Genomic DNA, 21,635 nt, shown 5'->3' with positions numbered 1-21,635 from the left:
GTAAGGGCGAAACCGCCAGCAGCAACCCCCGAAGCAACGGATATTCACCCAAAACACCCCAAAACCTGGTCGGCCCAAAAGCCGCCAAGCCCTCCCCCCAAAAAACAGCAAAAACCCAGAGAACCCACACCCCCCAATTCTGGGGACTCTCGCCCTATCCCCCCGTAAAACAGAAACTCCCATCCCCGACACAACCCCCGCCCCACAAGCCCGCGCCGCAAAAATCATCACATTGGTATGGAAGTTGTACAGCCCCCCTGCAACTGACCCATCCCCGTGGGACAGGTACTTTGATAGAGGGATTAACTCATGCACCCTTTACTGTCCAAAACCGCGACCGTCCTGGTCGTGAGCGCCTTGGCCCAGGGCATCGCCCAGGCCGCTTTGTTCGCCGTCGACCCCGGCCCCTACGCACCGGCCAACGGCGGTTTCGCCGGCTGGTATCAGGACACCCACGGCCGCACCCTGGACCTGTGCCTGTCCAAAGCACTCAGCTCGCGCGTCCCCAGCACACCCGGCACGCCGTCGTACATGTGCTCGCTGCTGCCGACCCCTGGCGTGTTCGATGACACCCAACCGGTGGTGTTCCCCACCAACTTCCCCGACGAAGCCTTCTGGTTCACCGCCGACGCCTCGGTCGTCGACGCCGCCCGAGGCATCGACCTCGGTTACGTCGCGGCGGTCGAAGCGGCGTTCGCCGCCGAAGAACCGGTCGAAGGCGATCAGGTCAGCTTCGCCCGGATCCGCATTCGGGTCGACGTTCCCACCGCCGGCACCTACGTGATCACTCACCCTTACGGCGTCGAAGTGTTCACCGTCGACACCCCCGGTCGCCGCGCGATCAACATGACCCGTGACATTGGCATCGGCACCCCGAAAACCTACGACGGCGCGCTCAAGGGTGACATCGGCCCGTTCCTGCGCAGCGTCAACGGGCCTTACACCGAGACCAACCCGGTCAGCGGCGCCGCCGAACAATTCGTCGGCGATCCGAACCTCGAAGAGGCGGTGACCGGCAGCCCGTTCAACACCAACTTCATCCGCATCGAAGGCCCCGGCGGCATCGACCTGCGGACCACGGTGTTCGCGATCTCCGGCAAGTTGTCCACGGTGGTCCGGCCTACCCCGCTGATCACCCAGCGCAGCACCTATTCGCGCACGCCCGGGGTCAGCGCTCCGATCGCCCAGCAGGACGTGTTCGTCCAGGCCCCGCCTGCACCGGCTACGGTCGCGGTCACCAGCAGCACCCCGGTACTCAATCTCAAGGAAGCCGACAGCACCGGCGCCTGGTACGCACAGTCGTCGGCCAATCCGACCCTGCCGACCACCCTGCAAGTGACCGCCGACAACCACCTCGCCATCGCCAGCAGCACGCCGACCACCCTGCCCATGACCCTGACCGACCTGGTGGTGATCCAGCGTGCCGAGTACAGCCTCAGTTCCGGGCAACTGACCGTGGTGGCCTCGACCAGTGACGAAACCTCGCCGCCGGTTCTCACCGTCACCTCCGGCAGCGGCGCCGCCATCGGCGCCCTGGGCGGCGACGGCGCGGTGAAAACCCTGGCGACCGGCATCTCGCCGATTCCACCGGCCAAGGTTCGGGTGACGTCGTCCAACGGCGGCACCGATACCGAAGAAGTGGTCATCGTGCAATGAACGCTCACATGCCCAGATCCGCATCAGGAGGCATCATGAACAAGTGGCCACGCTTTGCGCTCAACGCGCTCGGGCTGACTCTCTCGCTGACCGGCAGTGCGTTCGCGCAACTGGCCGCCGTCGATCCCGGCCCCTACACTTTCGCCACCGGGAAATTCCCGATGTGGTATCAGGACAACAACCTGCTGTCGATGGAGCTCTGCCAGTCGCGCGCCGCCAGTTCGCGGGTGCCGGTCAGCACCCCACCGGCCTACATGTGTACGCTGCTGCCGGAACCGGGCATCTTCGACGACACCCAACCGATGGTGTTCCCCGACAACTGGCCGCCGGAAGCCTTCTGGTTTCTCGCTGAAACCAACATTGCCAACAACACCGCCGGCTATGGCATGGACGCGTATGTCGCCGGGATCGAAGCGGCGTTCGCCTCGGAAAATCCGGTGGATGGCGATCAGCAAAGCTTCGCGCGGATCCGCATCCGGGTGAACGTACCAACCGCTGGCACCTACACCATCACCCACCCCTACGGCGTGGAAACGGTCAACGTCACCACCCCTGGCCGGCGGGCGATCAACATCACCAAAGACATCGGCATCGGCGCGCCGGGCAACTTCAGCGGTGCGCTCAACGGCGCCATCGGGCCGTTCCTGCGCAGCGTCAACGGGCCGTACACCGAAGTGAACCCGGACACCGGCGGCATCGAAACCTTCGTCGGTGACCCGAACCTCACCGAAGCGGTGACCGGCAGCCCGTTCAACACCAACTTCGTGCGCATCAGCGGCCCCGCCGGCACCATCGAAACCAGCCTGTTCACCGTCGCCGGCAAGGTGCTCGACAACCGGCAACAGACCCAGGTCGCCATCGAACGCGCGACCTATCGCCGGACATCGGCCGGGGTACGTGCCGAGGTGTTCGCCAAGGCTGACAACAGTTCGACCCTGTGCTTCCGCGAAAGCGTCGCGCTGCTCCCCGGCCCACCACCGACGCCATGCCAGACCAGCCTGCTGGGTGACAACGGCCTGTTCTTCGGCCAGCGCCTGGGCACCGGCACCCTGCCTTCGGTGGTGGTCGTGACCGCGACCAACCCGGCGGGCACCACCCGGCCGACCTCCGTGTCGAGCAAACTCACCGACGTCGTGAAAGTGCAGACCGCGCGCTACAACTGGTCCAACCACAGCCTGCTGATCGAGGCCACCTCGACCGATGAAGTCGCGGTGCCGGACATGGTCGCCCAAGGCTACGGACGACTGTCGAAGACCGGCACCCTGCAACGGATCACCGTGGCCGACCTGACGCAGCCACCGGCCACCATCACCGTCAAATCCGCCGCTGGCGGCAGCGACACCGAGCCTGTGGTCGTGGTCGGCACCGCGCCGGACACCGGTGAGAACCAGGCGCCGCTCTCCGTCGCCGACACCGGCAACACCAGCTTCGGCGTGCCGATCACGCTCAACCTGGTGGCCAACGACAGTGACCCTGACAACAACGTACCGCTGACCATCACCGCGTTGACCCAACCGGCCGCCGGCCAGGGCACCGTTGCCCTGAACGGCACCACCTCGGTGGTCTACACCCCGCCAGCGGTGGTGAACACCACGTTGACCACCAGCTTCACCTACAAGGCCCAGGACGCCAAAGGCCTGGCCTCGGTGAACCCGGCCACCGTGACCATCACCGTCGCACCGAACCGGCCACCGACCGCCGTCGCCGACAGCGTCGCCACCCTGGGTGTCGCCATCCCGATCAACGTGTTGGCCAACGACAGCGATCCGGAAGGCAACACACCGCTGGGCGTCGCCAGCCTGACCCAACCGCCGGCAGGACGCGGCACGGTCAGCACTGACGGCACGGTGATCACCTACACCCCACCGGCCACCGTGACCACGGCCTTCACCACGACCTTCACCTACATCGCCCGGGACAGCTTCGGCGCCCAGTCGACGCCGGCGACGGTCACCGTGCAAGTGTCGCCACGGCCAGCGGCGGAGACGTTCACCATCACCACCTCGACGGTGCAGGCGCGCTCCGGCAACCGCTTCAACTGGGACTTCGCCGGCACCTCGTCGGTGACCACCGGCAACACCATCACCGTGCAGGTCACCACCCCGACCGGGCTGGTCACCCTCGGCACGACGACGGTGCCGGTCACCGGTCGCTGGCGGCTGACGCTGAACAACACGAACGTGGTGCCTTCGGCCAACCCGACCGCCACCATCCGTTCGTCCCAGGGCACCGTGCGCACGGTGTCGGTGACCACGCTGTAAACGCGTACCTCACCCACCTTCGGGTGGGTGAGGCCTGACGTAGAACCGGTTGAAGCCCGACAGGACCTTTGCCATGAACAAGTCGACCGCCGCCCTGCTTTGCCTGCTCCTGCTGTGCAGCAGCGCAGGCGTGCGCGCCGACGACCTGATGGAAAACGATGACCTGGCACCTTCGGCCGATCTCGGCGAGCTGCCACCGCCGGTGGGCCAGCAAGCGCTGATCGACCAGAACGGCCAGGCCAACCTCGCGCTGCTTTCACAGAACGGTCAGTCGCTGCTCGGGCGGATCGTGCAGTCGGGCAGCAATCAGGAGGCGTACATCCTGCAACAGGGCAGCGACCTGATGGCGCTGATTACCCAGAACGGTTCCGGCAACGCCGCTTCCATTACCCAGAACGGCAGCCACAACCGCGCGCAGATTTCGCAAAACGGCAACAACAACGACGCCAGCATCGAGCAGGCCGGCACGGGGCTGCAGAGCGCCGTGACCCAGTCGGGCAACGGAATGAGCGTCTCGGTCAAGCAATACCGCTAAAGCACTGCAACCCTTGGAGAGATCATCATGTTCAAATTGACGCCCCTCACCGCCGCCATCCTGGTCATGATCAGTGCCCAGGCGATGGCCGACGACAGCTTTTCCACGCAAAACCAGAACGGCACCGCCAACATCGCCGATGTGAAGCAGACCCAGTCCTCATTCGGCACGGTCACCCAGCAGCAACTGGGCCAGGGCAACGACGCGGCGGCCGTGCAGGATCATGCCAGCAGCACCATCAGCCAGACGGCGGTCGGTGACTACAACGCCGGTTACGCCGAGCAACTGTTCGAAGACAACGGCACCATCACCCAGCAACAGGTCGGCGCCTTCAACACCGCCCACGCCAGCCAGTCCCTGGGTTTCGGCACCCCCAACCAGGCGCTGCAACAGCAGCAAGGCACCGGCAACTTCTCGTTCGTCTACCAGGACTCGCAGAACGGCAGCGAAGGCAAGACCTTCCAGTTCGGCGACAGCAACGAAGCCAACATCGAGCAACTGTACGAAGGCACCGGCAACAGCTCGGTGATCACCCAGTACGGCACCACCAACTACGGCACCGCCGAACAAGTGCTGCACAACGGCGGCCAGATCGGCATCAACCAGGCCGGCGAAAGCAACTACGCCTACGGTGACCAGCGCAACGGCACCGGCGGCAACATCACCATCAACCAGTTCGGCAACCTCAACGGCACCGAAATCTGGCAGGACACCCAACTGGCGAGCCAGGCGACGATCAACCAGTACGGCGACAGCAACGAAACCGTGGTCGACCAGAGCTTCGGCGAAAACAACACCGCCGCCGTCACCCAGGTCGGCAACCTCAACGCGATCTACGCCGACCAGTTCGAATCGATCAACTCGACCCTGGCGCTCTACCAAGTGGGCAACGGCAACGTGCATTTCACCTACCAGAACGGCGATGGCCATGTGCTCAACGCTACCTCGGTGGGCAACGACAACAAAGTCTACGCCAGCAACTGGAAAGGCCCGCAATCCGGCGGCCAGTTCGGCAGCAACCAGCGCGCCACCGTCAACCAGGCCGGCAACGGCAACATCGCCAGCTTCACCCAGGACGGCGTCGGCCACATCATGACCACCAACCAGACCGGCACCGGGAACAAGACCACCATCAGCCAGGCCGATTCCTACAACGAGCTGTACTTCGATCAGAACGGCAGCGACAACATCCTCATCGCCGACCAGCGCGGCACCACCAACCTGATCCAGGGTTCATCCAACGGCTCGGGCAACAGCGCCGAATTCGACCAGTCCGGCACCGGCAACCAGGCGTACACCGCGCAGTTGTATGGCAGCGACAACCAGATCAGCGTGAAACAGGCTGACACCATGAACGTCGCGTACGTGACCCAGGGCGGGACGGGGAACATCGCCAATGTGGATCAAAGCGGGATGACGCAGACGGCGACCATCCAACAGTTCGGGTCGGCCAACCAGGCGACGGTTTTGCAGCAGTAAGTGTTGGGTAAAAAAAACCGCGATCCTCGGGTGAGGGGATCGCGGTTTTTTTTGCCTGCAGGACGATTCAGCCTTCGCTGCTCTTCACGACAGAAAACATCATGCCTGTGTGGTCACCCGTCCTCGCCGAGTACTTGAGGTCGCCTACCCGACGCTCGACCGACTCTTCAGAATTGAACTTCACAATGGATTCATGGAACACGTCCATCACCATCTTTTTGTTCTCCTCCACTGGAATGTCAGGATTGAGTGCCTCTGTGGTCGCCAACAGAACCGTCAACATACGAAGCTGTTCCGCCTCCTCCTCGTTTGGAGAGATGTTGATGATGATCAAGTCGACGTTGCCGTCATTCTTGTCAAGGGTTCCCATCATCGCCAGATCCTGGCTGAAGATGTACTTGAACACCCCCGTGACACCGGTTGTGTCGACTTCAAAATCGGCGGCTTTGTATTCTTTTTTGTATCGACCAATAGCGGCGTTGAACGCGTCATGGAACTCGTCGACGCTCAATCCCATGGAAGTCGCAGAAGGTGAAGCGTCGCGCTTGGCGCTGGCGGAGACGCCCCCCGACCCGCCAAAGCTTCCGGCCTGGTGAGCCTTGGTGGAGGAATAGGTGAGAAGAGCGAAAGAAACTCCGCTCATGACCAACCCTGCCAGGAACAGGCTAAACCGGCTGGGGATCCGACCGGTTTTTCTGTCCCTGAAAAGCTTCGGCGCTATCACACCAACCACCCCGATCAAGGCGGACGTCACGGTAAACAACAGGGCCAGCACGGACAGTATGAGCACTTATTCATTCCTTTTGATTTGATTTGCACACTGAAAATGATGGCATTCTAACGTCGCCCATGGCTAAAAGCCCATGGTTGAGTCCTACGGAAAAACGGAACGTTTTCAGAAGCTTCGGGAATTTTCTGACGAGTTCTGGCGGTTGGCCGTCGGAAGTGCAGGCTCTAGGATTTGCCGGGACAACTTGATCCTCATGCTCATGGAGCTTGGCCCACATGCAATTCATCCAGACAGCGACGACAGCGATACCGTTACCGAATAGACTTCCGGGTACTGAATCCGGAGGTTCCATGATCGACCCGTCTTTGATCGACCCACTTTGCCCGGTTGTTTCGGATCTTGATCCCGAGGAGCAGGCTGCGAGTTATGACCGTTGGTTGATCGCCAAAATACAAGCTTCCATGAATGACCCACGTCCGAGCATTCCTAATGATCAGGTGATGGCCGAAATGCATGCCCTGATGGAAGCAAAGCGTAAAAAATACGATGCAGGTTGAGTGGCAGCCCGAAGCTCGGGCTGAACTCCTGCACATTCTTGACTACATCAGTGACCGTAATTTCAAAGCGGCTAACAAGCTTTCAAACGCTATCGAAGCCGCCACGGTTACCCTTACCAAACATCCACACCTCTATCGAGTGGGGCGAACTCCCGGCACTCGTGAGATGGTCGTACATCCCAACTACCTGCTCATTTACCAAGCGGTGGGCCGGATAAATATTCTGGGCGTTGTGCACGCACGTCAGGAATATCCGTGATGTGGCGCTCGGTCACAGAATGAATGACCCCACTGAAGCAAAAATGCGCTCCCTTTTGGGGGCGCCTTTTTTGCGCTGAGACTTGAGTCGTTGATCGTTTCCACGTCAAACCGACTCAGTGGGAAATGCCTCAAGGGACGCACCGCGTTCCAGCTGCGAATTTGACGCGGAGCGTCAGGTGCTTCATCCCCACGCAGAGCGTGGGAACGATCAATCTGGTGCTGCAGTGCAGCCCTTGTTCGACGCCTCAAGTGCCTCGTACTTGCGTTGCGCCTCTTCCATCAATGCCTGTATTTCAGCCATCACTTGCTCATGCGGGATATTTGGACGCGGGTCATCGATTGACGCTTGGACTTCGGCACGGAACCAGCGGTCGTAGCTGGCGGCCTGCTCTTCGCTTTCGAAGTCTGAAACGATTGTCGAGATCAGGGGATCCATGGTGACTCCAGTTTGAATGTGAAAAACGCGCCCCATTGCTGGGCCGCGTTTTTTATTGGGCATGTGCTGGATCAGTCCTTCAGCTCGACGTGATCCAAGGCCTGATTTACGGCCAGTTCACCCAGCATGAGGATCTGCGCTATGCCCAGGGCGGTTTTGCGGTGGGCGGGGTCGAGGATGGCAGCGAAGTTGTTCAGCATTTCGCTGGCTGAGCCCAGGGATTCGCTGGCATTGGCGAGCAGGGATTCGGTGTTGTAGGCCGGGTTGGCGAGGTACATCGGGGCGGGTTCGTTGACGCTGCCCATGACGTGGGCGCCGGGGCAGAGGTAATGATCGAGCGCGCGTTCGGCGGCTTCGTGGAGTTTTTTGGAGTTGATGGTGGTGTATGGGGAGGTTGGATCGGTTTCGAGATTGGCTTCGTTTTCGGGTGGGTTTGGCGTTGGCTTGAACATGGTGAAAACCTCTACTGAAGGATTGAAGCTGGCCCTTTCGATTTCCAGGCGAAGGGGTGGCAGCTGTACGCAGGCTGGAAACCCGGGCAGCAGAGAACCCGGCAGACCCGAAGGTCTCCTACGCACAGCCGCCATAACAGAGAGCACACCGTGAAGGTGCGCAAGCATACGTCATGCATGGCGCTTTTTGCGTTCCACTTTCCCAAGGCTTCCAGGCCCGGTCACTGAATTGGCAGCGACGGGTAAAGGCTAGAGACCGCGCTTCCGACGGACAACCTGAAAACCTTGTGGGAAGGATCCGTGGATTCAGACATTTTTTTAAACAGACTTTAGAGCGCTGCCCTCACCCTAACCCTCCCGAAACGTCGGACCGCCCGGAGAGAGAGGGAACTGACCGAGGTGGCAGCGAAGAAGGCGTACACCCACCATAACCAGGTCGGCCCGAAGGCCGCCTTCGCGGGCAAGCCCACTCCCACAAAAGCAAAAGCAAAAGCAAAAGCCGTCCACCTCCGCCCTTCACCACTCAACACAATGAGCGTTAGCTCGAGTACCGCTTTTGATCTTGCCGTGCCGGCCCCTTCGGCAGGCTGAGTGGAGGGATTTATCCGGGGGTGGGAGCGCAGCGACCGTTTGGCGCAGCCAAACACATCGAGAGGAGGTGCAGCGAAGCAAACCGTAGGCGATGCCCCCGGATGAATCCCGCAACGAAGGAACCCCGAGCCCCAGCGAGGGGCCGTACGCCGGGGCAAAGCCTTTTGGGTTACCTTTTTGGCGTCTGAAAAAGGTGACTCGCCGTAAGGGCGAAACCGCCACCCGCAACACCCCAAAAAACGGATATTCACCCAAACCAGACAAGAACCTGGTCGGCCCAGAGGCCGCCAGGTTCACTCAGCCTCAGCCCCCGGATCCACCTTGTTCTGAGTCAAATACCGATTCAACACATCATCCTGCCCAGGCGTCGAAGTATCCCCCGCCACCTGCCACAAATGCCGCTCGATCCCCTGCGCCACCATGTGTCCCACCGCCGCCTCGATCGCCGACAACACACACAACTGCGCCGGCTCGTTGGTCGTATACCCGACCTCAGCCTCCAGCAACTTCTTGAACTCGATGAACTTGAAAATCCCGGCACTGCGCGCCACCGAGTAAATCGTCTTGCTGGTCATCACATTCGCCAGCACCTGCCCGCTGCGCACATCCACCGCGCGCAGGTTGACAGTCACCTGATCGACCCGATATTCGCGCTGCAAATCGATCCCCAGATACCGCGCCCCTTCCCCACCACTGCGCACGTTGGTGTCGTAGGCGATGATCCCGCCCTCGAGCATCATGTTCGCCGCCTGCAACGGCGGCAGCTCGCCCTGGATATTCACCGGGGTATTGGGTTTTTTCTGCGACGCCCGAATGATCTTGCGCTCGGTCAACAGGTTCTGCAGCCCTTCCCGTTCGAGCACCACGAACCAGCCGCTGGCCTGCATCGCGTCCATCAACATCGACGCCGCGCCCTGGGTGACGCTGGTGGAAAACGAACTCGCCGGAGTCGGCTTGTACTGCCCGGTCTGGTCACGGAAGCCGTACACCACCGCCATCAAACGACCCTTGGGCCGAGGCATGTTGAGCAAGTCGTAGTAGGTCGAAGCCCTGGGGGTCAGGGTCGGGGTCGCGATGTCCTGCTCGGCCGGCATCGGCTCGCGCAGACCGCACCCTTGTAATGTCGCCAACAGCAGCCCTAGCACTATTATTTTTTTCATGTCCGTCACTCCCCGGAACCGTCATCCCGTCATGGGTTGAGGCCGTTCACCTGAATTTCCGAAACTTCACCGCTCGCTCGGTCGGTCACTTGAATGCTCAGTGCCCCGGAGTCGTCGATGACGTTGACGATGAATGAATCGGTGGACAGGCTCCCCGTGTTGCCGGTGGAGATGTTGTCCAGCAACTGCCCCAGCAGTCGCGATTGCAATTGGCTGGTGAAGCGCTCCAGCGCCGAGGTGCCGGCCACCGTGGTGCGCTTCTTCAGATCCGGGTCGTCGTAGTCGTTTTGCGCCTGGGCGTTGTTGAGCAGCCAGGTGCCGTTGAGCGGGTTGCCGCCGAACGACGGGTTGACCGGCGTGTAGACCAGTTCGGTGGCCTGGACGGCGGCAGAACCGGCAAGGCCGAGCAACAATCCCGAGATCCAGAATCCGCTGCGCCGTGAGAACGTTATTGTGTTCATAGTTCGTCCTTCTCAAGGTCGGTGGTGTCCTGCAACAGGGCTTCCAGCTTGCGCCGGACGACCTCCAGTCGAACCGAATCGGCGGCCTCGTAGGCCTCGTCCTTCAGTTCTACGGTGTTCGGCGGCAGGAAGCGCCGATACACCAGGCGTTGCTGATATTCCACGGTCACCAGGCTGCCCCAGCGCGCGTCGGGGCGCTCGCGCACCACCAGGTTGAAGTCCATCGGGCTGGTGTCGCGCAGGCGTTCGCTGAACGAGTAGTAAAAGTCGTGGCCGATGTGCGAGATCGTGTCGTCGACGATGAAGCCCATCATTTCGTCTTCCTCACCGGCCTGGGCGCAGCACGCCGCCGCCGTGAGGATCAACGCCCACCAACCTTGGCGGCTCATGGCTGCAACGCCTGTGGCAGGGCCGACTGGCCTTTGGCCGGGCCGTTGGTGCCGTCGAGGAAGGCCTTTTCGGCGACGAACTGCCAGTCCGAATAACGCTGCATGCCTTCGAAATCCGACCACTGCGCCGGGAAGTCCGCCTGCTTCAACGGCAGCTCGGTCGAGGCACTGTTGAGCCCGGTGATGCGTCCGTCGAAGCCCCGTTGCAGCGACCACTCACCGCCACCGATGGGGTCCGGGTAGAGCTGGCGCAAGTGGTGCCGAGGCTCCGGGAAACGCTGGTCTTCGAGCAGGTCGGCAAGCTCTTTCGGGTACTGCGCCAGCCCCGGCGAACTGCGGTAGTAGCTGCGCAAGGCCTGGGCATACTGGCTGCCGACCCAGAGCAATTGCTTTTCCCGATCACGGCGCGACACGGTCGACCACAACTCGCCGGCACTGGCCAGGCCCATGCCCATGATCACGATCAGGAACAGCACGCCCAGGTAGGTGAAGCCGCCCTGCTGTGCGGGCTTACCACTCGGAATACTGGCTGCCATCACGCGCCCTCCCGGTAGCTCCGCTCTTGATATCGGCCACGCCGCCCGCCACGCCGTCCGGCGGCGCGATCAGCACCCATTGGTCGTTGCGCTCGGTGATCGGGTCCAGGGGCGCGTTGCGCAGGTAACGCTGTTCGACCAGTTGCTCGATGGAATCCGGATAGCGCCCGGTGTCGCCGTAGAAGTGATCCAGCGCCTCGCGCATCGCCGACAGGCTCTGGTGCAGCGTGGTCTCTTTCGAGGTTTCCAGGCTGTTGAAGTAGCGCGGCAGTGCGATGGTCATCAGGGTCGCGATGATCGCCATCACCACCATCAGTTCCAGCAAGGTAAAACCCTTTTCCCGGCGCATGAGATTCACCACTCGCGGTAAGCGATGCCGTTGAGGCCCTTGCCCCGGGCATGGGAGTAGACGTCGAACACGTCCTCGCCATCGCGCGGGTTCTGAGCGGAACTGTTGTAGGCCCGCAGGCCCCAACCGCCGTTGTCGTCACGTTTGGCCGGCACCAGCGGGTCCCGGGGGATGCGGCGCAGGAAGTAGAACTTGGCACCCTTGGCGCTACGCACGTCGCGCACGCCTTCGACCAGCACTTTGAGGTTCGGCGGGTAGCCGCTGCTGTTCAGCGACTTCTCGATGTAACCGGCGTCAAAGGCCCGTTTGTAGGCATCAATGCCATCGCGGATCTGATACAGCGCGGTGCGCAGCTCCTGCTCCTTGCCACGCCGTACCAGAGTCTCGGTCAGGGGCGCGGCCATGCTCGCCAACAGGCCGATCAGGGCCAGCGTCACCACGACTTCGATCAGGGTAAAACCGCGTTGGGCGTTCATGATCAAGGCTTCTCGACAGTGACGCGGGTGGTTGCCACGGCAGCCTCGCCGATGGCTTTTGGCTGCGCCGATGGTGCCGGCATCGAGTAAGTCTGCGAGCGATCCGGTGCCTGGATGTGCATGCTGGTTTCGGTGCCGGTGGGGAATTCCATGTCCGACGGGCTCTGATACGGCAGGTTGCGCACGATCCGGGGGGTGATCGACAGCACCAGTTCCGACTTGCCGACGGTGTCCTTGTTGCTACCGAACAACCGGCCCAGACCAGGAATGTCACCCAGGCCCGGAATCTTGTTGCCGGTGGCGCCGTGGTCGTTACGCACCAGACCGGCAAGGATCTGGGTTTCACCGTCATGCAGGCGCAGCGAAGTCTGGGCGTTACGGGTGTCGACCTGCACCGGGATCGTGCCCTGGCGGGTCGGTTCCAGCGGCGTGGCGTTACTCACTTCGAGGGCAATCTTGATCGCCACTTCGTTGTTCAGGTGGACGGTCGGTTGCACTTCGAGCTTCAGACCGACGTCCAGGTACGTCACGCTTTCGGTGATCACCGGGCCTTGAGTCGACGGCACCGAGGTGGCGCTGATGATCGGCACGCGCTGACCGATGTGGATGCGCGCCTGCTCGCGGTTGCTCACGCGGATCACCGGGCTGGCCAAGGTGTTGATGTCATTGTCCTGAGCATTGATCTTGGCTTGCGGCGACGGCGAGATGGAGATCCGGCTGGAGTTGATGCCCTTGAGCTGATCGAGGATGGTCACCGCCGAACCGTCGTTGTTGACCACGCCGAAGGTGTTCGGCCATTGCAGACCGAGGTCGAGAATCCGTTGGGTGGCGACTTCCATCACCTCCACTTCCAGCACCACTTCCGGGTTGGACTGATCCTGGGATTGCAGAAGCTTCTCGGCCATGCGCACCGCGTCTTCGGTGTCGCGCATGGTCAGGGTGTTGAGGCGTTCATCGACGAACACATCGCGGGTCTTGAGCATGGTCTTGACCATGTTCAGCGCGGTGTTGGCGTCGATGCTGGTCAGGTAGAAGGTGCGCATCACCAGTTCCTGATAGTCCTTCAGCTTCTGCGGCGAGTCCGGGAAGATCAGCAAGGTGTTTTCGTTCACCACTTTCTGGTGCAACTGGTTCTGTTGCAGCAGCAGTTGCACAGCGTCTTCGATGCGCACGTCACGCACGAAGATCGTGGCTTTCATGTCCGGACGCAGGTCCTTGTCGAAGATGAAATTCAGACCGGCGACCTGGGACAGCACCTCGAAAATGGTCTTGAGGTTGGCGTCGCGAAACTCCAGGGTCACCGGCCGGTCGAGCTTGGTGCGCAACTGCGGGTACTGGACCACGTTGCGGCTCTGCACCAGACGAATATTGCCTTGCAGCTCCAGCGCGCCTTCGTTGGTCGGGTCGAGTTCGAGGATCTGTTTCACCTGACGGTCGGCGCCGTAGATGTCACCCCGACGCAGGTCGCCACGGGCCAGTTCGAGTTTCTCGTCCATGCTGCGCAGGTAGTCGAGCTGACGCAGGGCATCCTGGGCACGACGGTTGTTCGGTTCGATCGTCAGCACCCGGTTGTAAGCGGTGCGGGCCGAAGCGAAGTCACGCCGCGAGCGGTCGGTGTCACCCGAGGTCAGCAGCGCGGTGATCGCCTTGGCCCGACCGCTGTTGAGCAACAGATGCAGCTCGGTGTCCCGGGGATTTTCCCGCAAGCCTTCCTGGATCCGCGCCAGCCCCGCCTCGTACTGACCCTGTTCGATCAAGTCGGAAGCTTCCTTGTTGGCGACCTGTGCGGAGCTGCACGCGGCCAGCCCGGCACACAGGCCCAGGCTCATCAGCAAACGGGATCTGTTCATTGCGTACTCCCCACAGACAAGGTCTGCGACAAATGCAGAGGCAGATAGACCAGGCTCAATTCCAGATCGGAGATGCCGGTGATCTTCCAGGTGTCATCGATGACATCGCCGTTGCGCACGACGTAGATTTTTTCGCCGTCCTGCAAAAACACTTGCAGGTCACTGCGGTCATGCAGGCGGCCGACGAATTGAAACGGCACCGGTGGCAGGCTCGGGGCTTGCACCACCGCTGTCGGGTTGACGGGTTGCTCGGTGACCGTCGCCAGGGTCGGCGCGACCTTCCAGGATTTGGCCGCAAACAGATCGCCGGCCGGGCTCAGGTCCTTCAGCGGCGCGGTGCCGGTCTTGGCGGTGCTGGCCGGCAGGGCACCCTTGCCGGTGGTTTTGGCCGGAGTCGCCACGGCGACTTCGCTGGAATCAGCGTCGTCGCTCGGCGAGAAATACTCAGGCAACCAGGCCAACGCCGCCGCCACGCCGAAGAACGCCACCCAACCGGTTATGCGCTTGGTATCCATCACGACCTCGACAGATAAAGGGTCATACGGATCCGGCCGGTCAGGTCGGTGTCGGCAATTTTCTTGCGTTGCAGCTCAAGGTCTTCCACCACCACCGCCGGCAACTGGCCGAGCAAGGCATGGAGGAAACGGCGCAGTTGCGGGTAGCTGCCGCGCACGGGGAGCAGGATCTGGTAGCGCGCCAAGTGGGTTTTCGGATCGACGCCGAGTGCGTACTCGCCACGGGCCAGGGTGATGTGCTCCTGGGCCGCGAGCGCGTAGATGCGGTCGATGGCGACCGTGGCCTGGGGCTGCGCCGGCAGTTTGTTGCGGAAATCGTCGAGCTGACGTTGCGGCACCACCGGCGGCGCAATGCTGCCGTCCTCGACCTTGGCCAGGTACTCGGTGGCCTCCTCGGTCTGCTGATTCAAGTGCTGCAGCGCCTGCCAGCCCGGCAGCAGTCCGCCGAGCATCCAGAACAACGCAACGATCACCAGCGCCAGCCCGGCCAGGCCCGGAGCACCGAGGCCTTGCAGGTATTCGTGGACGATCAATCTAGGGATTCGCATCGCCAATCTCCCAAGTCGCCGACAGGTTGAATTGCACCGGTTGCTCCGGCGATTTGACGACGATTTCGTGGCTCAGCAGCGATACGTCGGACAACTCGTCGCTGGCTTCCAGACGCTTGTGGAAATCCAGCATCGCTTGCAGATCCCGCGCTTCAGCGCTGATCCGCACCTGGCCCTTGCGTGCATCGGGGGTCAGGGTGAGCAGCGCGATGTCATCGCGCGGCATGGCTTCGAGCATGGCGAACAGACGTTCCCAGGGCCGGCGCAGTTGCTGCGAGACTTTGCGCATCTCGGCCAGGTTCTGTGCCTGTTCGCGGGTTTCGGCGGGACTGAGGCTGGTCTTCACGCCGCTGTCGCCGGTGAGCTGGCGCTGGGTGTGCTGCAAGTGCCCTTGCTGCTGTTCGGCCTGCTCGCCGAGGTGTTGCTGCACGCCGAAGCACACCAGCGCGAGGATCACGCCGGCGCCCAGCAGGCTCCAGCCCAAGGGGCCGGAACGCGGACGTGGCTGGAAGTCGAGATTGAGCGCGCGCATGTCAGGCCACCGCCCGGGACATGACGTACAAGCCGTCACGCACGGTCATCGAGTCGTCTTCGAGGGTGCGCAGATGCACCCCCGCAATCTCCGGCAGCGCATCGAGCCGCGCCGGGGCATGCAGATAAACGTTGAAGGCGCGTTCGCTGGCGGACGCCTGCAACTGCCGTTCACGCCCGATCAGTGCGCTCAGCGTCGCATCGCTGTCGTTGCCGCCCACCGAACGAACCGCCGCCCAGCGCCCTTCCCGCGCCAGCAGCAACACGCTGCGTTGCGGTTCGGCGACCACGAACAGAAAGTCGCCGGCCTCAAGGCTGTGGTCGAAGCGGTTGAACGCGGTCATCAGGTACGGCTGCACCGAACGCAGGCGCAAACCGCGACCGCTGACCAGGCTGCGCAGGCGCTCCAGCAGGTCTTGCGGCAAGGCACTGGCGACGCGGTCGTAGCCGGCGGGCTCGGCGGACAGCACCAGGCTCCACGGCTGGGTCGGCGCGCCGAACAGGTCTTCAAAGCACAGTTGGGCGAAGCCGCGCAGTTCGTCGGGGCTGCTGATCTGCTCGCTCCACGGCACCAGGCAGAAACGGCTGAAGTGGCCGGAGATCACCACGCTCAGCTCGGCACCGGCGCGGGCATGTTCACCGAGCAACCGGTCGAGGGTGTCCAGCGCCACCGCGTAGCTCTGGAAGCCTTCGTCGATGTAGCCGACGCTGCCCAGCCACAGGGTTTCGCTGCCCCGCCGCTGCCCCAGGCCGACACCGCTGGCGCCGAGCACGGCGATAAAACGCTCACGCGATAAAAGTGACACGATTGATCTCCTCCAGCGTGGTCCGACCGTGCTCCACCAGCTCCAGCGCCGATTCGCGCAGCAGGCGCAAACCACGGGCACAGGCCAGGGTCTTGATCTGGGTGATGGGTTGGCGCTCGACGATCATTTGCCGCAGTTCGTCGTCCAGGTGCAGCAGCTCGGCAATCGCCGTGCGCCCGCGATAGCCGCTGCCCCGGCAATGGCCGCAGCCCTTGCCATGGACGAAGTGGTAATAGCCTACCTTGTGCGGGTCGAGGCCGGAGGCGCGCAGTTCTTCTTCGCTCGGGGTGATCGGCGCGCTGCAACTGCTGCACACCAGACGAATCAGGCGTTGGGCGAGAATCGCGTTGAGCGCAGAGACCAGGCTGTAGGGGTCGATTTCCATCTGGGTGAAACGGCCGATCACGTCGAACACGTTGTTGGCGTGGATGGTGGTGAAGACGAGGTGCCCGGTGAGCGCCGATTGCACGGCGATCTGCGCGGTGTCCGGGTCACGGATCTCGCCGACCATGATCTTGTCCGGGTCGTGGCGTAGGATCGAACGCAGGCCACGGGCGAAGGTCAGGCCTTTTTTCTCGTTGACCGGAATCTGCAGCACGCCGGGCAACTGATACTCCACCGGGTCTTCGATGGTGATGATCTTGTCCACGCCATGGTTGATCTCGGTGATCATCGCGTACAGCGTGGTGGTCTTGCCGCTGCCGGTGGGGCCGGTCACCAGCACCATGCCGTAGGGTTCGGCGGCCAGGCGGCGGAGCTGGCGCAAGGTTTCGTCTTCAAAGCCCAGCGCTTGCAGTTGCACGCCGCAGACCTTGTCGGCCAGGTCCTGTTTGTCCAGCACCCGCAGCACCGCGTCTTCGCCAAAGATGCTCGGCATGATCGACACCCGGAAGTCGATCTGGCGGCCACTGATGCCGATCTTGAAACGCCCGTCCTGCGGCACGCGTTTTTCGCCGATGTCCAGTTCGGCCATGACCTTGACCCGCGAGATCACCTGTTCGGCAAACTCGCTGCCCTGGATCTTGCTGATGTTGTTCAGCACGCCGTCGATCCGGTACTTGATCACCAGGCCGCTGCCAGTGGTGCCCAGGTGGATGTCGCTGGCGTGCATTTTCAGCGCGTCGTAGAGGGTCGAGTTGACCAGTTTCACTACGGTGCTGGCGTCTTCGCTGATGCTGGTCAGCGACAGGCTTTGCAGGGTGTCGGTTTCGCCGCCGGCATCGGCCTGGGCGTTGAGCGATTCGACCGCGTGGAAGCTTTCTTCATGACGCGCCAGGTAGGCCTTGAGGTCGTCGGCGTGTACCAGATACAGCGGCGCGCCGTGCAGGCATTCGTCGATCCAGGCCAGGCGCGCGGTGTCGAAGGGGTCGGCGAACACGCCGATGACCTCGTCGTGGTGGCGCAGGAGGATGAATTCACGTTTGAGGCATTGCGCGAGGGTGACCCGGTCGAACACCGGTGTCGCCTGGAACAGGTTGTCGGTGTCGAGCACCGGGTAATGCAGGGTGGCGCCGAGGCAGGCAATGAACGGCATCGGCGCCAGTTCGCAGAGTGCGGCCAGCGCATCCAGCACCCGTTCTCCGGAGCTGGTGGCCCGCGCACGGGCCTGGGCCAGTTGGTCACTGCCAAAGCGTGTCGGGGCACACGCAGGCGGCAAGGCTTCGACGACAACGGACAAACGTTCCATGGCTTGCTCTCCAGCACCCGGGGCCTGAAGCCCTGTCGGCGCGGGAGGCCATCGCGGCAAGTGCCGGAACGTTCTATCGCGCCACTACTCCCCGGTGAGCATCTGATCGTCGTCCGGCGCCATGGAGGTCGATTTTCGTCGACGATCCGCCAGCACCCAACTGCCATCGTACAACTGCAACGGGAAGCTCTCGGTCTTGCTCTGGCGTCGTTCGACGAAGCCCTCGGAAGGGCTCGCCCCGGGTTTCGCTTCGCGCTCAATCCCCAGAAGGTCGCAGACAGCTCGGGCCAGTTCCGCCAGTGGAAACGGTTTGAACAGGATGTGACTGACCCCCAGTTGCCGCGCCCGCTCACAGACTTCAGCGGTCGGGTGACCCGTTATCAGCACAAAATGACACGTCCTGTTCCGGCGGACGGCGTCGAGCACCTCAAAGCCTTCCATATCGGGCAAGCGGTAATCGAACACCACCACTTTGGGAGCAAACGTCTCGGCCTGGCCGATGCCGTCTGCGCCGTCGTGGGCAATCCGGACGTCCAGCCCTTGCGCCGACAGATAATCCTGAAGGTTCTGTGCAAGCAGCTGTTCGTCTTCGACAACCAGTACTTTGTTAACCAAGGTGGACTCCTTGAAACCGCAGGTCCGGCAACTGAAACCGAGAACCGAGCCTGGTGGAGTGCGCCTCGCAAGAGGTAACGCACACTTCATGCCAGGCTGAGTGCCGGTAAAATTTAGTCTTCATGTCCTTGAATTTCATGACAATGCCCGCTCGTCCCGGCACCCCGTTCCCCAAAAACGGGGCAGCACCTGAATGGGCATCGAAGCCATTCCCCACTATTGGGGGGGAACCTTCATTCGTCGTCAATTCGTTCGATCCTGTTCTGCGCCCGCAATTGCGCGAGCACCTGGCGACGAGCCTGGGACTGTTGCTGTCGGGCAAGGTAAGCCCTGACTGTTTCCAGCCCCTGCAACTCTGGGACATCGGCTGCCTCCAAGTGGTTCTCGACAATAATCAAATGCCAGCCGAACGGTGACCGCACCGCCCCGCTGAGCTCGCCCGGTTTCAAGGCAAACGCCGCCGCCTCGAACGCCGGGACCATTTGCCCACGGGAAAAATAACCCAATTCCCCGCCCTGACTGGCCGTGGCATCTTCAGAGCCGGTTTGCGCGACGCTGGCAAAGCTTTCACCCTGGCTGACAGCAACGTGCATTTGCATCAAGCGTAGTCGCGCCGCTTCAACTGTGGCGGGATCGGCATCCGCCGCGACCTTGATCAGGATGTGCCGGGCCTGCACCTGTTCCGGCGTGCCCATCTCGGCGCGGTGCTGCTGGAAAAACTCGCGCACCTGTTTTTCCTCCGGTTCCGGGGTCCTGGTCAACTCGGCAAACGTCTGCTGTGCCGCCAGCTCACGGCGGGTGTACTCGGTGAACGAGGCTTCGTCGAAGCCCGCATCCTGCAAACGCCGGAGAAAGTTTTCCGTGCCGCCGATGGCCTGGCGGGTCTGCTCGACTTGCTGGTTCACCGTTTGGTCATCGATCAGGATCCCGCGTTTACGCGACTCCTGCCACAGCAGTTCCTTGTCGATCAGTGCATCGAGGGCTGCCTGGCGCAGCTGTTTGTAGGCCTTGGGATTGCGGATGCTCGCCACGGCGCGGCCCTGATCCTCCAGGTATTCGGCGAAATAGCGCTCCAGGCGAAATTCGGAAATCACCTCGCCGTTGACCCGCGCGGCGGCCGGTTCATTGTTGGCCGACGCCACCGACAGCCAGCCTGAAAGCAGCAAGCACAGCAGTGTGATTTTCATGATCGGAACCTCCGTTCAAGGGCTGGCGATGATGGGTTTGTAGGGCGCGACCAGATAGAAGCGCTGATCGGGCAAGTCGACGGTGACCACATGCGCCCCGCTCAAGCCCAATCGTCGTCCGGGGCCGAAGTTCAGGCGCGGGGTCAGGCCGGTGTCGAAGTCGTGCAGGCCTTCGAGGGCCGCCACCAGCTTTTCCCGGCTGGCATCGCGTCCGGCCTGCTTCATGCCTTCACTGAACAGCAGCATCGAGGCATAGGCGCCGACTTGCAGCACCGCATGCTGGGCGCCGAGGCCTTGATGCTCGCGCAACACGCCCAGCGCCATGCGCCCGGCCTGGGTCCAGTCGCTGGGCACGAACGGATACGCGAGGAACACCCGCCGGGAAAACCCGTCCGGCACTTGCAGCAGATCCCCGGCCACCTGGCTCGACGCTGCGAACAGATACGGCACCTGCCCGGCACTCTGCAATCCGGCCGCCAGCCGACTGAAGCCATCGCCACTGCCCAGGTAGAACACCGAGCGCGAGCCCAGCGGCAAGGCATCCGCCGCCGGGTCGTAGGCTTGCAGATGGACTTTCTGCCAGCCGTGGGCCTGCAAATACTCGCCAAGGTTTTGTGCCGCCAGCGCCTGGCCCGGATCGTTGGGATAAGCGATCAGCGTCGGCCCTTGCAGTACGCGCAGGCTGGCGCTGGCGTAGTCGGCCAGAGCGATCAGCTGTTCGCGCAGGCCCGGCAACGGCTCGAAAATCTGCGGACTCGTCTGCACCGGGCCGAGCAGCGACAGCGGCCCGATGAGCGGCACGCCGGCCGACTCCAGGCGCGGCGCCAGTTCGCTGTCCAGCGCCGGGGCCAGCGGAGCGATCAGGGCGAACACCTGCTCCTGCTCAATCAGCCGTTGCAGGGCTTGCTCGGCGCTGGCGCGATCCGGGCCGGGATCGACCACGGTCAGGCGCAATTGCCGGCCATGAATGCCCCCGGCCTGATTGATCCGCGCCACGCTGCCATTGAGCACCGCCGCCACGGTCGCGCCCTCCTCGGCCAGCGGCCCCAGGCTGGGCAGCAAGGTGCCCAGGTGCAGGGTCTCGGCCTCCAGCCCCGGATCGCGGTCATCGGCCAGACGCTTGAGGTACGCCGTGAGGTTGCGCTGATCCTTCATCGACAGCAGGAAGCGCGGCATGCTCGGGTCGAGTCGGTTGTTACCGGGGTCGCGGCCGTGCTGGATGACCTGCGCCAGCGTGCTGTCGGTGTAGGCCGGATAACTGCGGCCGTTGACCTGCTGCTGACCGTAGGTGCTGGTCAGCCGCGTCCAGCTCAGCGCCGGTGGGCGCACCCCGCCTTCGGGCCGTCCGAGGCCATCGGCGCCATGGCAGTTGGCGCACGGCAGACTGGTGGCGGGCAACAGCACGTCCGCCGCGCCAACCCGCGCCATGATCGCCTCGCCACTGGCCGACAGGCCTTCGCGGTACAGGCGCTTGCCGGCGCTTTCCGAGTCGGTCAGCGGCACGGCGGCCGCGCCAAGGCTGACGCCAGCGAGCAGGCACAGGGCGAGAAGGCGGCAGGTTTTCATG

Annotated in this window: 24 protein-coding genes; 6 read left to right on the top strand and 18 right to left on the bottom strand. The window is 62.8% G+C overall.

The annotated features are described in order from the left end of the window. Positions 1-309 precede the first annotated feature (309 nt). The 4 genes from N8H74_RS28685 (at position 310) to N8H74_RS28670 (ending at position 5,931) form a co-directional block, all read left to right on the top strand. Positions 310-1,656: a hypothetical protein gene (locus N8H74_RS28685; protein ID WP_262152068.1), complete on the top strand. Its 1,347-nt coding sequence runs from the start codon at positions 310-312 to the stop codon at positions 1,654-1,656. A 35-nt stretch (positions 1,657-1,691) separates the two neighbouring features. Beyond that, positions 1,692-3,917: a cadherin-like domain-containing protein gene (locus N8H74_RS28680; protein ID WP_262152066.1), complete on the top strand. Its 2,226-nt coding sequence runs from the start codon at positions 1,692-1,694 to the stop codon at positions 3,915-3,917. A 73-nt stretch (positions 3,918-3,990) separates the two neighbouring features. Continuing rightward, positions 3,991-4,452, top strand: coding sequence for a curlin (locus N8H74_RS28675; RefSeq protein WP_262152065.1), 462 nt, complete (start codon positions 3,991-3,993; stop codon positions 4,450-4,452). 27 nt (positions 4,453-4,479) lie between these two features. Then, positions 4,480-5,931: a curlin gene (locus tag N8H74_RS28670; RefSeq protein WP_262152063.1), complete on the top strand. Its 1,452-nt coding sequence runs from the start codon at positions 4,480-4,482 to the stop codon at positions 5,929-5,931. A 67-nt stretch (positions 5,932-5,998) separates the two neighbouring features. On the opposite strand, the gene N8H74_RS28665 is transcribed toward N8H74_RS28670, so the two are convergent. After that, a complete protein-coding gene (locus N8H74_RS28665) occupies positions 5,999-6,721 on the bottom strand; it encodes a hypothetical protein (protein ID WP_262152061.1) in 723 nt (240 codons plus the stop codon). Between the two features lie 290 nt (positions 6,722-7,011). On the opposite strand from N8H74_RS28665, the gene N8H74_RS28660 reads away from it, so the two are divergent. After that, complete coding sequence (locus tag N8H74_RS28660) at positions 7,012-7,218, top strand: antitoxin (RefSeq protein ID WP_119429836.1); 207 nt, start codon at positions 7,012-7,014, stop codon at positions 7,216-7,218. Then, entirely contained in the window at positions 7,208-7,477 is a 270-nt protein-coding gene (locus tag N8H74_RS28655) for a type II toxin-antitoxin system RelE/ParE family toxin (protein WP_179695643.1), read from the top strand. Before N8H74_RS28660 ends, N8H74_RS28655 begins: the two co-directional genes overlap by 11 nt. Positions 7,478-7,687: 210 nt before the next feature. On the opposite strand, the gene N8H74_RS28650 is transcribed toward N8H74_RS28655, so the two are convergent. The 17 genes from N8H74_RS28650 to N8H74_RS28570 form a co-directional block, all read right to left on the bottom strand. Next, positions 7,688-7,915: an antitoxin gene (locus N8H74_RS28650; protein ID WP_262152056.1), complete on the bottom strand. Its 228-nt coding sequence runs from the start codon at positions 7,913-7,915 to the stop codon at positions 7,688-7,690. Positions 7,916-7,986: 71 nt separating this feature from the next. Then, positions 7,987-8,367, bottom strand: coding sequence for a hypothetical protein (locus tag N8H74_RS28645; RefSeq protein WP_262152054.1), 381 nt, complete (start codon positions 8,365-8,367; stop codon positions 7,987-7,989). Between the two features lie 884 nt (positions 8,368-9,251). Then, the gene (locus N8H74_RS28640) at positions 9,252-10,118 is read right to left on the bottom strand and encodes a CsgG/HfaB family protein (RefSeq protein ID WP_217834758.1); all 867 of its coding nucleotides are present in this window, start codon (positions 10,116-10,118) and stop codon (positions 9,252-9,254) included. Between the two features lie 29 nt (positions 10,119-10,147). After that, positions 10,148-10,579: a curli assembly protein CsgF gene (locus tag N8H74_RS28635; RefSeq protein ID WP_217834757.1), complete on the bottom strand. Its 432-nt coding sequence runs from the start codon at positions 10,577-10,579 to the stop codon at positions 10,148-10,150. Next, entirely contained in the window at positions 10,576-10,968 is a 393-nt protein-coding gene (gene csgE, locus N8H74_RS28630; RefSeq protein WP_262152052.1) for a curli production assembly/transport protein CsgE, read from the bottom strand. The genes N8H74_RS28635 and csgE overlap by 4 nt, the downstream gene beginning before the upstream one ends. After that, positions 10,965-11,504, bottom strand: a complete 540-nt coding sequence (locus tag N8H74_RS28625) for a type II secretion system protein (RefSeq protein ID WP_217834755.1) — start codon at positions 11,502-11,504, stop codon at positions 10,965-10,967. The genes csgE and N8H74_RS28625 overlap by 4 nt, the downstream gene beginning before the upstream one ends. Further along, positions 11,479-11,853 (bottom strand): prepilin-type N-terminal cleavage/methylation domain-containing protein, encoded by a 375-nt coding sequence (locus N8H74_RS28620; RefSeq protein ID WP_217834754.1) that lies wholly within the window; start codon positions 11,851-11,853, stop codon positions 11,479-11,481. The genes N8H74_RS28625 and N8H74_RS28620 overlap by 26 nt, the downstream gene beginning before the upstream one ends. Positions 11,854-11,858: 5 nt before the next feature. Then, complete coding sequence (locus tag N8H74_RS28615; protein WP_217834753.1) at positions 11,859-12,329, bottom strand: type II secretion system protein; 471 nt, start codon at positions 12,327-12,329, stop codon at positions 11,859-11,861. Between the two features lie 2 nt (positions 12,330-12,331). Further along, the gene (locus tag N8H74_RS28610; protein WP_262152049.1) at positions 12,332-14,179 is read right to left on the bottom strand and encodes a secretin N-terminal domain-containing protein; all 1,848 of its coding nucleotides are present in this window, start codon (positions 14,177-14,179) and stop codon (positions 12,332-12,334) included. Beyond that, entirely contained in the window at positions 14,176-14,694 is a 519-nt protein-coding gene (locus N8H74_RS28605) for a hypothetical protein (protein ID WP_217834751.1), read from the bottom strand. Before N8H74_RS28605 ends, N8H74_RS28610 begins: the two co-directional genes overlap by 4 nt. Further along, positions 14,694-15,242, bottom strand: a complete 549-nt coding sequence (locus N8H74_RS28600; protein ID WP_262152046.1) for a type II secretion system protein M — start codon at positions 15,240-15,242, stop codon at positions 14,694-14,696. Before N8H74_RS28600 ends, N8H74_RS28605 begins: the two co-directional genes overlap by 1 nt. Further along, positions 15,229-15,774: a PilN domain-containing protein gene (locus N8H74_RS28595; protein ID WP_262152044.1), complete on the bottom strand. Its 546-nt coding sequence runs from the start codon at positions 15,772-15,774 to the stop codon at positions 15,229-15,231. The genes N8H74_RS28600 and N8H74_RS28595 overlap by 14 nt, the downstream gene beginning before the upstream one ends. 1 nt (position 15,775) lies before the next feature. Further along, entirely contained in the window at positions 15,776-16,579 is an 804-nt protein-coding gene (locus tag N8H74_RS28590) for a hypothetical protein (RefSeq protein ID WP_217834748.1), read from the bottom strand. After that, complete coding sequence (locus tag N8H74_RS28585) at positions 16,560-18,266, bottom strand: GspE/PulE family protein (RefSeq protein WP_262152042.1); 1,707 nt, start codon at positions 18,264-18,266, stop codon at positions 16,560-16,562. Before N8H74_RS28585 ends, N8H74_RS28590 begins: the two co-directional genes overlap by 20 nt. An 84-nt stretch (positions 18,267-18,350) precedes the next feature. After that, positions 18,351-18,881 carry a response regulator gene (locus N8H74_RS28580; protein ID WP_217834746.1) on the bottom strand — a complete coding sequence of 177 codons (531 nt, stop codon included), beginning with the start codon at positions 18,879-18,881 and terminating at the stop codon, positions 18,351-18,353. Between the two features lie 233 nt (positions 18,882-19,114). After that, entirely contained in the window at positions 19,115-20,068 is a 954-nt protein-coding gene (locus tag N8H74_RS28575; RefSeq protein ID WP_262152039.1) for a peptidylprolyl isomerase, read from the bottom strand. A 15-nt stretch (positions 20,069-20,083) separates the two neighbouring features. Then, the gene (locus N8H74_RS28570) at positions 20,084-21,634 is read right to left on the bottom strand and encodes an ABC transporter substrate-binding protein (RefSeq protein ID WP_262152038.1); all 1,551 of its coding nucleotides are present in this window, start codon (positions 21,632-21,634) and stop codon (positions 20,084-20,086) included. Position 21,635 lies beyond the last annotated feature (1 nt).

This window comes from Pseudomonas sp. B2M1-30 (genome assembly GCF_025447575.1).
GTDB lineage: Bacteria > Pseudomonadota > Gammaproteobacteria > Pseudomonadales > Pseudomonadaceae > Aquipseudomonas > Aquipseudomonas botevensis.
Note: the sequence above shows the minus strand (reverse complement) of the source record. Positions and strands in the feature narration are given on the sequence as shown.

Excerpts from the sequence above, each read along its gene's own strand:
- N8H74_RS28600 (WP_262152046.1), bottom strand. The coding sequence starts at position 15,242 with ATGCGAATCCCTAGATTGATCGTCCACGAATACCTGCAAGGCCTCGGT.
- N8H74_RS28575 (WP_262152039.1), bottom strand. The coding sequence starts at position 20,068 with ATGAAAATCACACTGCTGTGCTTGCTGCTTTCAGGCTGGCTGTCGGTG.
- csgE (WP_262152052.1), bottom strand. The coding sequence starts at position 10,968 with ATGAGCCGCCAAGGTTGGTGGGCGTTGATCCTCACGGCGGCGGCGTGC.
- N8H74_RS28620 (WP_217834754.1), bottom strand. The coding sequence starts at position 11,853 with ATGCGCCGGGAAAAGGGTTTTACCTTGCTGGAACTGATGGTGGTGATG.
- N8H74_RS28570 (WP_262152038.1), bottom strand. The coding sequence starts at position 21,634 with ATGAAAACCTGCCGCCTTCTCGCCCTGTGCCTGCTCGCTGGCGTCAGC.
- N8H74_RS28650 (WP_262152056.1), bottom strand. The coding sequence starts at position 7,915 with ATGGATCCCCTGATCTCGACAATCGTTTCAGACTTCGAAAGCGAAGAG.
- N8H74_RS28655 (WP_179695643.1), top strand. The coding sequence starts at position 7,208 with ATGCAGGTTGAGTGGCAGCCCGAAGCTCGGGCTGAACTCCTGCACATT.
- N8H74_RS28615 (WP_217834753.1), bottom strand. The coding sequence starts at position 12,329 with ATGAACGCCCAACGCGGTTTTACCCTGATCGAAGTCGTGGTGACGCTG.
- N8H74_RS28685 (WP_262152068.1), top strand. The coding sequence starts at position 310 with ATGCACCCTTTACTGTCCAAAACCGCGACCGTCCTGGTCGTGAGCGCC.
- N8H74_RS28595 (WP_262152044.1), bottom strand. The coding sequence starts at position 15,774 with ATGCGCGCGCTCAATCTCGACTTCCAGCCACGTCCGCGTTCCGGCCCC.
- N8H74_RS28625 (WP_217834755.1), bottom strand. The coding sequence starts at position 11,504 with ATGGCAGCCAGTATTCCGAGTGGTAAGCCCGCACAGCAGGGCGGCTTC.
- N8H74_RS28640 (WP_217834758.1), bottom strand. The coding sequence starts at position 10,118 with ATGAAAAAAATAATAGTGCTAGGGCTGCTGTTGGCGACATTACAAGGG.
- N8H74_RS28610 (WP_262152049.1), bottom strand. The coding sequence starts at position 14,179 with ATGAACAGATCCCGTTTGCTGATGAGCCTGGGCCTGTGTGCCGGGCTG.
- N8H74_RS28605 (WP_217834751.1), bottom strand. The coding sequence starts at position 14,694 with ATGGATACCAAGCGCATAACCGGTTGGGTGGCGTTCTTCGGCGTGGCG.
- N8H74_RS28635 (WP_217834757.1), bottom strand. The coding sequence starts at position 10,579 with ATGAACACAATAACGTTCTCACGGCGCAGCGGATTCTGGATCTCGGGA.
- N8H74_RS28680 (WP_262152066.1), top strand. The coding sequence starts at position 1,692 with ATGAACAAGTGGCCACGCTTTGCGCTCAACGCGCTCGGGCTGACTCTC.
- N8H74_RS28670 (WP_262152063.1), top strand. The coding sequence starts at position 4,480 with ATGTTCAAATTGACGCCCCTCACCGCCGCCATCCTGGTCATGATCAGT.
- N8H74_RS28660 (WP_119429836.1), top strand. The coding sequence starts at position 7,012 with ATGATCGACCCGTCTTTGATCGACCCACTTTGCCCGGTTGTTTCGGAT.
- N8H74_RS28675 (WP_262152065.1), top strand. The coding sequence starts at position 3,991 with ATGAACAAGTCGACCGCCGCCCTGCTTTGCCTGCTCCTGCTGTGCAGC.
- N8H74_RS28645 (WP_262152054.1), bottom strand. The coding sequence starts at position 8,367 with ATGTTCAAGCCAACGCCAAACCCACCCGAAAACGAAGCCAATCTCGAA.
- N8H74_RS28585 (WP_262152042.1), bottom strand. The coding sequence starts at position 18,266 with ATGGAACGTTTGTCCGTTGTCGTCGAAGCCTTGCCGCCTGCGTGTGCC.